The sequence below is a fragment of the Christiangramia echinicola DSM 19838 genome (genome assembly GCF_000423065.1).
GTDB lineage: Bacteria > Bacteroidota > Bacteroidia > Flavobacteriales > Flavobacteriaceae > Christiangramia > Christiangramia echinicola.
Genome location: NZ_AUHG01000017.1, coordinates 51,838 through 63,436 on the forward strand (window position 1 = coordinate 51,838; position 11,599 = coordinate 63,436).

The following is an 11,599-nucleotide window of genomic DNA, read 5'->3' on the forward strand; positions in this document are numbered from 1 at the left end:
ATCTGAAACCTGAATGAAAAAAGTTCTCATTATAACATATTACTGGCCACCTGCAGGTGGTCCCGGAGTTCAGCGCTGGCTTAAATTCGTAAAGTATTTAAGAGGATTTGAAGTAGAGCCTGTGGTATATGTGCCGGAAAATCCTAGTTACCCGATAATTGATAAGACTTTTGTAAAGGAAATTCCTGAAGGAATAAGGATAATCAAAAAGAAGATCTTTGAGCCCTATGCCATTGCCGGAATATTCTCTAAAAAGGATACTGAAACAATTAGTTCCGGGATCATTCAGAAAGAAGAGAAGCAATCATCGCTGCAAAAAGCGATGTTGTATATAAGGGGAAACTTTTTTATTCCTGATGCCAGAAAGTTCTGGATAAAACCTTCAGTGAAATTTTTAAAAGAGGAAATAGAGAGAGGAGCATACGATGGTATTATCACTACCGGACCTCCGCATAGTTTGCATCTCATCGGCCTGCAGCTAAAAGAAAATTTGAACATTAAATGGATTGCAGATTTTCGTGACCCTTGGACTCAGATAGGTTATCATGACAAATTAAAACTTAGTGAAAGTTCAAGAAAGAAGCATGAAGAACTCGAAAAAAGAGTCCTGAATTCTGCAGATCATATTATCACTACTAGCTTTACTACTCAAGAGGAATTTTCTGCCAAGACTAGCAAACCGACTACCGTAATTACCAATGGATACGATTCAGAAATAGAATATAAAAATTCGTTTAGCTCTAAATTCAAAATAGCCCATATTGGTTCCTTGTTATCTGGTAGAAATCCTGAATCCCTTTGGAAAGCATTAAAACAGCTTAAACAGGAACACGAAGATTTTAATAAACTTTTTGAGCTTGAACTCGCCGGTAAGGTAAGTGAAGAAGTGCTGAGAAGCATTAAGAATTACGGGCTGGAGGAAAACCTTAATAATAAAGGATATATAAGCCATTCTAAAGCCCTGCAGATGCAAAGAGATGCATCTGTTCTCCTATTGATTGAAATCGATTCACAGGAAACCAGAGGTATAATCCCGGGTAAATTGTTCGAGTATCTTGCTTCCGGAAGGCCGATCTTAGCTATTGGCCCAGATAAATGGGATGCTGAGAGGATAATATCTGAAACTGAAGCGGGAAAAGTTTATAGCTATCAGGATATTACATTGATTAAAACATACATTTTAGGTTTATTTCAGAAGTACATGAATAAAGAGGATATGGTCTATTCTCATGATTTAGATCAATATCATCGCAAATCATTGACGGGCAAACTGGCAAATCTAATTAAGCAAGTCTAGATGGGAATCATAATTAATCAGTCCTTTAAGAATATGGTTACCACTTACGTGGGATTCGGGATCGGGGCGGTTAATACTTTATTTCTTTTTACCTATTTTCTGGAGAAGGAATATTATGGTCTGGTGAGTTTCCTTTTATCGGCAGCAAATTTAATCTGGCCATTTCTTGTATTTGGTGTTCACAGTACACTTATAAAATTTTTCACCTCCTATAAAACCCGTGGAGATCAGGACAGGCTATTGAACCTGATTTTAATTATTCCTGCAATTGTAGGATTAGTATTAGGAGTTTTTGGTCTTATCTTTTATGAATATCTGCTGAATTATTTTGAGGGGGAAAATAACCTTGTGCAACCCTATGTATGGCTGATCTTTATCATTTCCCTGGCTACAGCCTATTTCGAAGTTTTCTTTTCCTGGTCTAAAATATATTATAAGAGTGCTTTCGGGAATCTTATGAAAGAAGTATTCCATAGGATCTGCATTACCATTCTCTTATTGGCATTCTATTTTAAATGGATTAGTGTAGAAACATTCATATATAGTATATCGGGCGTGTTTGTAATAAGAACCCTTTTAATGGCGATGTATGCATTTTCATTACATAGACCAAAGTTCAGTTTTAAGTTTCCAAAGAATTTATCTCCTGTCTTAAAATATTCTTCTCTAATTCTTTTGGCGGCTTCTGTTGCTACTGTTTTACTGGATCTCGACAAAGTGATGATTGAGCATTATTTGCCAATTGAGAATGTGGCTATCTACGGAATTGCGGTTTACATAGCTACAGTGATCTCAGTTCCTCAAAAAGCTATGCACCAGATCACAAATCCTCTTACGGCAGAAATGCTGAATAAAAAAGACAAAGCCGGACTGAAGGATCTATATGAAAAAAGTTCATTAAACCTTCTTATAGTAAGCGGCCTGATTTTCGTTTGGATCATATCTAACGTGAATTCGCTGTACGAGCTTATTCCTGATGAATATGAAATAAGTATCCTGATCGTATTATTAATCTCTCTGGTGAAGCTATACGATAATTTGCTAGGGAATAATAACAGCATACTTTTTAATTCAGATTATTACAGGATCGTTCTTGGAGTAGGAGTGATCCTAGTATTTGTTGCCTTTATTTTAAATATGTTATTCATACCTGAATTTGGAATAGAGGGAGCTGCTATAGCTAGTTTTATTGCTTTTACTCTTTACAATTCATCCAAGCTATTTATTGTTTTCAATAAATTCAGGATTCACCCTTTTACAATGAAATCCTTTTGGGCATTCCTCCTAACGGTTATTTTCAGCATAGGATTCTATTATCTGAATTTCCTGGTGCATCCAATTCTGAACATTTTTATAAAGGGAATTCTAGCAGGAGTATTATATCTTGCCATTGTTTATTCCTTTAGGTTTTCTGAAGATATCAATGCAATGATAGATAGGTTTCTAAAAAGGTCATAAAACGAGAAAACCCTATCAGCTTAGGAGCTTCAAGGGTTTTCCAACTAACCAACCAAAAAATTAAATTATGAACTTGTCATCTATATTCTATTATTCACATTTCGTGCCGAACTTCCAGATCGCGAAGAATTTTTTGATCTAAACGTCTGAGATCTTGATGTTCCCGAAGTTCTGGACTTAACCGAACTGCTTTGTCTTGTTGGACGCTTAACCGTTGATTTCCTTTCAGAACTTCTGGAATTTTTTTCTATGGTTCTGCTCTTTGTTGCTGGAGCAGATCGCTCAACTCTAGTAGTACGACTGGATGGAACAGCTCTTCCTCTTGTGTTCGAATTAGGTTTTTCTATCCTTTTAGAATTTCTGTTTTCAACTCTATTCGAAGTACGTGGCTCTGGACTTCTTACAGAACTTTCTCTTTTAGAAATTCGAGAATTATCAACTCTGGCCGATTTTCCTCTAGAATCAGTACTCCTTTCATTCCTTTCGCTATAAACCCGTGTTCGCTTATTTGCAGGGGTTCCTCTTTCAATTCTTTTAGAGCTATTTCTTTCTGAATAAGTTTTATTTCTAGCTACACTTTGTCTTGTAGCCGGTTTATTATAATTATTTCTGCTTCGCACCTGAGCAATTTGTCTCTTTGTACTTGTTCTTCTTCCATAATTATAAGATTTTATATTTTGAGACGGTCGGTAAAAATTTCTATGTCGCTTTTTGTTTACGTAATAGTTATTATAAACTGTAACGTATTTGTTATAAGAGATTCTTTGCGGCTCATAATAGGCTCTATATGGTCTACCGAAAACAATACTAACATTCACATTAGGACGACGGTAGAAGTCGTGCCATGGTCTATAGACATAGCGTCTGTTATAATGATTAATATAACCTGAATAATGAGTTACATGGTGAGCATGGTTATAGTGAATACGTAGGTTACCAACCCGAGCTAATCTTCCAAAATTATTATAGTCTAGAAAAATGTTTCCAGCCTGGATTATTCTACCATAGTAATCATAATAAATAGGAACATTCTCGATCTGGATCACCGCTCCATAATCATCGTACTGTACGTATGGATCGTAATTATAACCAGCATTATAACTAATATTCACATTCGGGGTAGAAAGATTAAAAGAATTTCCTCTTCTTAAATCCGGATTAAAATAGAAATCAAATTCACCATTTGGGTAAACCGCAAATTCTACTCCTCCTTCAACGAAAATGAATGAATCATTATAATTATAAAAATTGGTTGTGGTTGGTTTAGATTTTACGGATGCCGATACTGACCATCCAATAAATAAGAATGCGAATATAAGGGTCAGGTTTCTCATGGTAGTAGTGTATTTAATTAAGAACATTTTTCTTGTTAAATACAAAGCACGTGCCAAAGTCCGTCTCCAGGCGTCAAGCATGCCTTAGGGTAGGTGGAAATAAATATTCAATATACTGAAAAACAGCTACTTAAAATACCTTAAAGTTTTTCTTTAAGGTATTTAGCGGTATATGATTTTTTAATCTTTGATAATTCTTCAGGTGTGCCTTCACCTACAATATATCCACCATTTTCTCCTCCATCAGGGCCAAGATCAATAACATGATCGGCGCATTTTACTAAATCCATGTTATGTTCTATCACAATAACTGTATGTCCTTTTGCGATCAATGCATTAAAGGACTTTAATAGTTTCTGGATGTCGTGGAAGTGTAAGCCGGTAGTAGGTTCGTCAAAAATAAAAAGCGCTTTGGTCTTTGTGTTTCCTTTAACCAGGAAGGAAGCAAGCTTTATACGCTGAGCTTCACCACCAGATAGGGTAGAGGAACTTTGTCCCAATTGTACATAACCCAGACCAACATCTTTTAAAGGCTTTAATTTCTTAACGATCTTATCCTGATCATGCTCCTCGAAAAATTTCGTAGCATCGTCTATGGTCATATTTAGAACATCATCGATATTCTTATCATGAAAATTAACCTCAAGCACCTCTTTTTTAAAGCGCTTCCCATTACAGGTTTCACATTCCAAATGCACATCGGCCATAAATTGCATTTCAATGGTAACTTCACCTTCACCTTTGCATGTTTCACATCTACCGCCGTCTACATTGAATGAAAAATGTTTAGCCTTAAAACCTCTAAGTTTCGCCAAACGCTGACTTGCAAAAAGATTTCTAATATCGTCATACGCTTTAATGTAGGTAACAGGATTAGATCTTGAGGATCTTCCTATAGGGTTTTGATCTACAAATTCAACAGTCCCTAGACTTTTAAAGTTTCCTTCCACTCCATTAAACTGACCCGCTTTTTCTCCATAACCGCCTATTTCTTTCTGAACCGCTGGATATAAGATCTTTTTTACTAATGTACTTTTACCACTCCCTGATACTCCGGTAATAGCCGTAAAAATGCCTAATTGAAATTCAACATCTATATTTTTAAGGTTATTCTCCCTGGCACCTAATACCTTGATCTTATTTTTTGAAGTTCTTCTTTTTTCGGGAACCGCGATTTCCATTTTTCCATTAAGGTAACTGGCCGTAAGTGAATCTGATTTAAGTATATCCTTTAAGGTTCCTGTAGCTACCACGTGACCTCCATTGGTTCCGGCTTCGGGACCAATATCAATAATTTCATCGGCGGCATTCATAATCTCCTCATCATGTTCTACTATGATCACCGTATTTCCAAGGTCACGAAGATTCTTCAATACGCCAATTAGTTTTTCGGTATCTTTTGGATGAAGGCCAATCGACGGTTCATCAAGAATATACATGGAGCCAACTAAGCTACTACCTAATGATGTAGCCAGATTAATTCTTTGTGATTCCCCACCAGATAAGGTATTCGACTTTCGATTCAGGGTAAGATAATCCAACCCTACATTTGAAAGGAATTCAAGCCTATTTCTTATTTCAGTAAGTAGGCGTTTAGCTATTTTTTGATCATATTCATTCAACTCTAAATCGTTAAAAAATGTTCTTACTTTATCTAAAGGTTTTTCAACAAGATCTGTAATGCTATGGTCACTTATCTTTACATATTGAGCTTCTGGTCTTAATCTTTTTCCTTTGCAGGTTGAACATTTTGTTTTTCCGCGATAGCGTGAAAGCATGACTCTATTCTGGATCTTGTAAGCTTTGCTTTCCAGAAACTCAAAGAATTGATTAAGTCCTTCAAAATATTGATTTCCATTCCAGACTAAATCTTTTTGTTCAGCACTTAATTCAAAATATGGTTTATGTATAGGGAAGTCGAATTTATGCGAATTATTCACCAATTGATCACGGTACCAGCTCATGCTGTCGCCGCGCCATGGAAAAATAGCATTTTCATAAATAGATAAGCCGGTATTTGGAATTACCAGTTCCTCATCTATCCCAATAACATCACCATAACCTTCACATTTTGGACAGGCCCCATATGGATTATTAAAACTGAATAAATGAACGTTTGGTTCAAGGAAACTAATACCATCCAGCTCAAACTTATTGCTAAAATGTCTCGAGCTATGGTCTGAAAGTTTTTCTATAAACAACTCTCCCTTACCTTCAAAGAAGGCAGCTTCAACGGCATCTGCAAGGCGATTATAGAAATCCTCCTCGTCTTTGGTTATAATCCTGTCTACAACCAGCCAGGTGTTATTATCTTTGGCTTTAGAAAGATCTGTTTCATCAATCCTTACTACAGTATCATCCAGTTTTATTCGACTGTAGCCTTGTTGTGCAAGTACTTTAATTTTTTTCTCCAGAGAACGACCTTCTTCAACATGAATAGGAGCAAGTAGTAATAACTTTTCACGTTCGGGAAACTCCTTTACATAATTTATTACATCTGTGACCGTGTCTTTTTTGACCTCATTACCAGAAACAGGGGAGTAGGTTCTACCAATTCGAGCAAACAACAGTTTTAAATAGTCATAGATTTCAGTGGCTGTTCCAACAGTAGAGCGTGGATTAGTAGAATTTACTTTTTGCTCAATAGCGATTGCCGGAGCAATTCCTTTTATATAATCAACTTTTGGTTTATTCAGTCTTCCAAGAAATTGTCTGGCATACGAGCTTAGACTTTCTACATATCTTCTTTGTCCTTCCGCATAAAGAGTATCAAAAGCAAGACTTGATTTTCCTGAACCAGAAAGTCCAGTGATCACCACCAGTTTATTTCTGGGGATGATCGCATTAATATTTTTAAGATTGTGCAGTTTTGCACCTTTAATGATAATGTTCTTTTTGGGGTCTACTTTTGCTAAGTCTGTTGTCATGCTCAATTTCTGCTAAAAGTGCAAAGTTACTCATAATGAAGCGGGAAAGAAAGCCTGTAAAAACCTATAGTATTGTTAAAATATTAAGGTTTTGTTTGCATTTCTCAATTTTATCTTGCTATATTTGAACCATAACCGAAAATTATAGTTGCCTATTAAACACAGTTACTTTTTTTAAACTAAATAACCTAATCCTCAGGAATTCTTAATTCCTGTAACTAAAGTAACTGTTATGAATAACACTAAGGTAACTGACGCGTCGCTCGTTCGTGATTATCTTGATGGAAATGAAAACGCACTTGGCGCCCTCATCAATCGTCACCAACATCGTATTTACAGTTTTATTTATTCGAAAGTCTTTGACCGGGATATCTCTGAAGATATTTTTCAGGATACTTTCATCAAAGTCATCCGGACCCTGAAAAGGGGAAAGTATAATGAAGAAGGTAAATTTCTACCCTGGGTTATGCGAATAGCCCATAATCTTGTCATCGATCATTTTAGAAGAAACAAAAAAATGCCGAAATTCGATAATAGCGGTGACTTTAATATTTTCTCTGTCCTTAGCGATGACAATCTAAATGCTGAAAAACAATTAATTAAAGACCAGATCGAATCTGATGTTCAGGAATTAATTAAAGAATTACCTGAAGATCAATTGGAGGTTTTAACAATGCGTATTTATAAGGATATGAGTTTTAAAGAAATCTCAGAACGCACTGGAGTGAGTATAAATACTGCTCTTGGAAGAATGAGATACGCTCTTATTAATCTGCGTAAGATTATTGAAAAAAGAAATTTAATATTAACTAACTAAAAAGAAGCAATATCCCCCCGTTTGTATCGTTATTCTATTAAACCATCATAAAATAATATCAAATGGGGAAACTCTACTTTAAAAAATCTTCAAAAGAAGAAAAAATTAATCATCCACTACCTAAGAAAGAGACGATCGAGTTTCTTTTGAATTACTCAAAAGCATTAAATGTTGTTGAGTATAAGAAGATGAAGTTCGAGACGATGCTGAATTAATTTTAAAAAAGGCCTGTGTTATTAGCCTGCAGGTCTTTTTTATTTCTTTCTCTTATTATATTCGTTTATAACCGTTTTTCTGCCAATAGTTTTGGTAATGATATCTTTATCCAGATCCCAACCTCTGGCTGGGGAATATTGTCTGCCATACCATATTATCTGTAAATGTAATTTGTTCCATAGGTCTTTTGGAAAAAGTCTTTTAGCATCCTTTTCAGTCTGAACTACGTTTTTACCGTTAGTAAGATTCCATCTATACATAAGTCTGTGAATATGCGTATCTACAGGAAAAGCAGGAATGTTAAAAGACTGGGCCACAACTACACTAGCCGTTTTATGACCCACCGCCGGTAATTCTTCTAAAGCATCTATATCTCTAGGTACTTCACCATTATATTTATTTATCAATATTTCAGAAAGTCCATGGATGCCTTTGGATTTCATGGGTGAAAGTCCAACAGGTTTAATGATATCTCTTATTTCTTCGATTGTGAGCTTTACCATTTTATATGGATCGTCTGCGATCTCAAATAGTTTGGGTGTGATCTCATTAACTTTTACATCTGTGCTCTGTGCAGATAATAATACAGCAATTAGAAGTGTATAAGGATCCTTATGATCTAAGGGAATAGGAATTTCCGGATATATATCATTTAACGTATCAATAACAAACTGTACCTTTTCCTGTTTGGTCATAAAGTTTTAATTTAGGGCAAAAGTAATAATTATGACAACATTGAAAGAAGGGGATAAGGCTCCCGATTTTAAAGCTGAAGATCAGGACGGGAATGAGATTAAACTATCAGACTATAAAGGCAAGAAATTAGTTCTGTTTTTTTACCCAAAAGCCAGTACTCCTGGGTGTACTGCAGAGGCTTGTAATCTAAGCGATAATTATGATATTATGAAGGATAAAGGTTACGAGATACTTGGAGTTAGTGCCGATACTAAGAAAAGACAGCAAAATTTCAAGAATAAATATGATTTCAAATATCCTCTTTTAGCCGATGAAGAAAAAGAGGTTATCAATGCCTACGGTGTATGGGGACCTAAAAAATTTATGGGTAAGGAATATGAAGGTATTCATAGAACAACCTTTATTATTGATGAAAAAGGCAAAATTGAAGAGGTTATTAAGAAAGTGAAAACAAAAGCTCATGCGGAGCAGATCATGGAATAAGATCTAAGGTTATTAATATAAAAAAAGACGAGTTTAACTACTCGTCTTTTTTTATGTATGCTTTTTTAATAGTTGCAATACTATCACAATTCTCAATTTCTATTACCAGGGTATTTCGACCTGTTTCGCCTGAAACAAAATAGATCTTACATGGCTTGGCTTCGGTATTACTTTTATTAAAGTCTACATCGCCATCTTTCAGGATAAGAGAGACTATAGAGGTATCTATATTATTGGTCTCAAAAAAGTTCATGGAATTAGAAGTAAAATGTCTTTCTTTTATTTTAATATTTTTGAGAACCCTTGCATTCGGAGAATAGTCACAGGAAGTTTTTTTACCTCCCAGAAAGAATATCAAAATTACAATTCCAAAAAAAAGTCCTAAACCATAATAGGCAAGGCGATGAACAAATTTCATTTTTTAAAATATCAATAAGTTTATATCACGGTAGGAAAGATTAAACCAGTCTGCTATAGATTTGCTGGTTAAAATTCCGTGGTAAAAATACAAACCATTGCGTAAACCTCTGTCAAATCTTAAAGTATTTTCCAGCCCGCCTTCTTCACCAATATGTAAAAGATAAGGAGTGAAGATATTACTAATAGAAAGAGACGATGTACGAGCGTATCTTGAAGGAATGTTAGGGACGCAATAATGTATAACATCGTGTTTTGTAAAAATAGGTTCATCATGAGAGGTGATCTCACTGGTTTCTACACAACCGCCCATATCTATACTTACATCAATAATAACGGCTCCACGTTTCATGGATTGTACCATCTCTTCAGTTATAAGTATGGGCGACCTGTCTTTTCCGCGTACTGCTCCAATTACTACATCGGCTCTTTTTAAGGCCTTAGATAAATTTTTTGGCTGAATAGTACTCGTATAAAAAGTATTGCCGAGATTTGCCTGAATGTTCCTCAATTTGGTCAAAGAACTATCAAATACTTTAACGCTGGCGCCCAAACCAATTGCCGATCTTGTAGCAAATTCTCCAACGGTTCCAGCTCCAATAATTACAATTTCAACTGGAGGAACTCCACTTATATTTCCAAACATTAGTCCATTACCTTCAACATGATTACTCATGATTTCAGAAGAGATCAAAACTGAAGCCGTACCAGCAATTTCACTTAATGCACGAACAATAGGATAACTACCGTCATCATCTTTAATGAACTCAAAACCAAGCGCGGTAACTCTCTTTTCAGCAAGTTTTTGAAAATATTCTTTACATTGAGTTTTAATCTGTAAAGCTGAAATTAATATGGTTTGCGGATTAATATACTCAAGTTCTTCTATAGATGGTGGTTCGATCTTTAGGATAGTAGGGCAGGAGAATACTTTCTTTGTATCCTTAGTGATTTCTGCTCCGGCGTCTGAATAGTCTTTATCGCTGAACCTGGCCCATTTTCCTGCTCCAGATTCTATCATAACCCGGTGACCATGCGCTGTGATAGCCGCAACAGCATCTGGACTTAAGCAAATTCTTTTTTCCTGATAAGCTGTTTCTTTAGGAATACCTATAAAAAGCTGACCTTTACGTTTGTAAATTTCAAGAGTTTCTTCCTGTGGTATTAGTTGATCTTTGGTAAAAGGTGAAACCTGCTGTTTTCCCATGTAAATAAGTTAAAGCAGTTAAATTACAACTAAAAATATAAAATGAAGAATTATGGATTATAGTTTACGGTAGTAGTCTTCTACCAAGATATTAGACTGATCTATTTCTTCATGATCATCTTCATCCTGGAAGCTCTTAACCTCTTTTAAATCCTTATCTGATATGGGTGAAAATACAGAGATTTCAGTCTCATCTAGTTCTGATAGATCTAACCCATATACCCGATCAAATATTTTAATTCTTATAAGGTACACTATTGATAATATAATTATAAAGAAAGGAGCAAGATATATAAGGCCATTAGTATCCATGAAAAAAGCACTATCAAGATAATAATCATCATAAAAAGTAATGATTAATTGATAGGCATACATCACTGCCGGGATTAGTATTACATGATACCACCAGTGCTTACAAGTAAAAAACCAAATTAATAAAAGAAATAGAGGAGTTATTTTACCTAAATACGTCCATGCAGCTGTGAGTACATTTTCATAGTATTTACTTTCATAGGTAAAAAAAGAATTTTCCCAAACGGGTGTGCTTGGGAAAATTTCATATAAATAAAATAAATATGGTGAAAAGGCTATTAATAGCGCAATTATACTACCCAGCAGAAGGTACTCTGATTGTCCTTTTGTCGACAGCTTGCTCTTTAATTTCATTTTTATTGGTGTCATCGTTTGAAGTTGAAGTTACAAAAAAACTAGCTCCAAATATTGCTGCTGCGAAAAGTATTGCTTTAA

Annotated in this window: 11 protein-coding genes; 5 read left to right on the forward strand and 6 right to left on the reverse strand. The window is 35.2% G+C overall.

What is annotated here, in order from left to right; genetic code table 11:
• The first annotated feature begins 13 nt into the window (after positions 1–13).
• Positions 14–1,297 (forward strand): glycosyltransferase family 4 protein, encoded by a 1,284-nt coding sequence (locus G530_RS0113005; RefSeq protein ID WP_026934954.1) that lies wholly within the window; start codon positions 14–16, stop codon positions 1,295–1,297.
• Positions 1,298–2,755, forward strand: a complete 1,458-nt coding sequence (locus G530_RS0113010) for an oligosaccharide flippase family protein (RefSeq protein WP_026934955.1) — start codon at positions 1,298–1,300, stop codon at positions 2,753–2,755.
• Positions 2,756–2,835: 80 nt separating this feature from the next.
• On the opposite strand, the gene G530_RS17370 is transcribed toward G530_RS0113010, so the two are convergent.
• Together G530_RS17370 and uvrA are read right to left on the reverse strand one after the other, a co-directional pair.
• On the reverse strand, positions 2,836–4,089 hold the full coding sequence (locus tag G530_RS17370; protein WP_156888636.1) for a hypothetical protein: 1,254 nt from the start codon (positions 4,087–4,089) through the stop codon (positions 2,836–2,838).
• Positions 4,090–4,229: 140 nt separating this feature from the next.
• Complete coding sequence (uvrA, locus tag G530_RS0113020; RefSeq protein ID WP_026934956.1) at positions 4,230–7,016, reverse strand: excinuclease ABC subunit UvrA; 2,787 nt, start codon at positions 7,014–7,016, stop codon at positions 4,230–4,232.
• Between the two features lie 232 nt (positions 7,017–7,248).
• On the opposite strand from uvrA, the gene G530_RS0113025 reads away from it, so the two are divergent.
• The gene (locus tag G530_RS0113025) at positions 7,249–7,833 is read left to right on the forward strand and encodes an RNA polymerase sigma factor (protein ID WP_026934957.1); all 585 of its coding nucleotides are present in this window, start codon (positions 7,249–7,251) and stop codon (positions 7,831–7,833) included.
• A 62-nt stretch (positions 7,834–7,895) separates the two neighbouring features.
• Complete coding sequence (locus tag G530_RS17715; RefSeq protein ID WP_169514043.1) at positions 7,896–8,048, forward strand: hypothetical protein; 153 nt, start codon at positions 7,896–7,898, stop codon at positions 8,046–8,048.
• A gap of 39 nt (positions 8,049–8,087) precedes the next feature.
• Here G530_RS17715 and G530_RS0113035 read toward each other — a convergent pair whose 3' ends face one another.
• Entirely contained in the window at positions 8,088–8,744 is a 657-nt protein-coding gene (locus G530_RS0113035) for an endonuclease III domain-containing protein (RefSeq protein ID WP_026934958.1), read from the reverse strand.
• A gap of 31 nt (positions 8,745–8,775) precedes the next feature.
• Between G530_RS0113035 and bcp the strand changes: the two genes are divergently transcribed.
• Positions 8,776–9,228 (forward strand): thioredoxin-dependent thiol peroxidase, encoded by a 453-nt coding sequence (gene bcp / locus G530_RS0113040; protein ID WP_026934959.1) that lies wholly within the window; start codon positions 8,776–8,778, stop codon positions 9,226–9,228.
• A gap of 37 nt (positions 9,229–9,265) precedes the next feature.
• On the opposite strand, the gene G530_RS0113045 is transcribed toward bcp, so the two are convergent.
• From G530_RS0113045 to G530_RS0113055, 3 genes are read right to left on the reverse strand one after another with little or no spacing between them, the layout of a single operon-like run.
• Entirely contained in the window at positions 9,266–9,646 is a 381-nt protein-coding gene (locus G530_RS0113045; RefSeq protein ID WP_026934960.1) for a DUF4258 domain-containing protein, read from the reverse strand.
• Between the two features lie 3 nt (positions 9,647–9,649).
• Entirely contained in the window at positions 9,650–10,852 is a 1,203-nt protein-coding gene (locus tag G530_RS0113050; RefSeq protein WP_026934961.1) for an alanine dehydrogenase, read from the reverse strand.
• Between the two features lie 57 nt (positions 10,853–10,909).
• On the reverse strand, positions 10,910–11,533 hold the full coding sequence (locus G530_RS0113055) for a hypothetical protein (protein ID WP_240472163.1): 624 nt from the start codon (positions 11,531–11,533) through the stop codon (positions 10,910–10,912).
• Between the last annotated feature and the right edge of the window lie 66 nt (positions 11,534–11,599).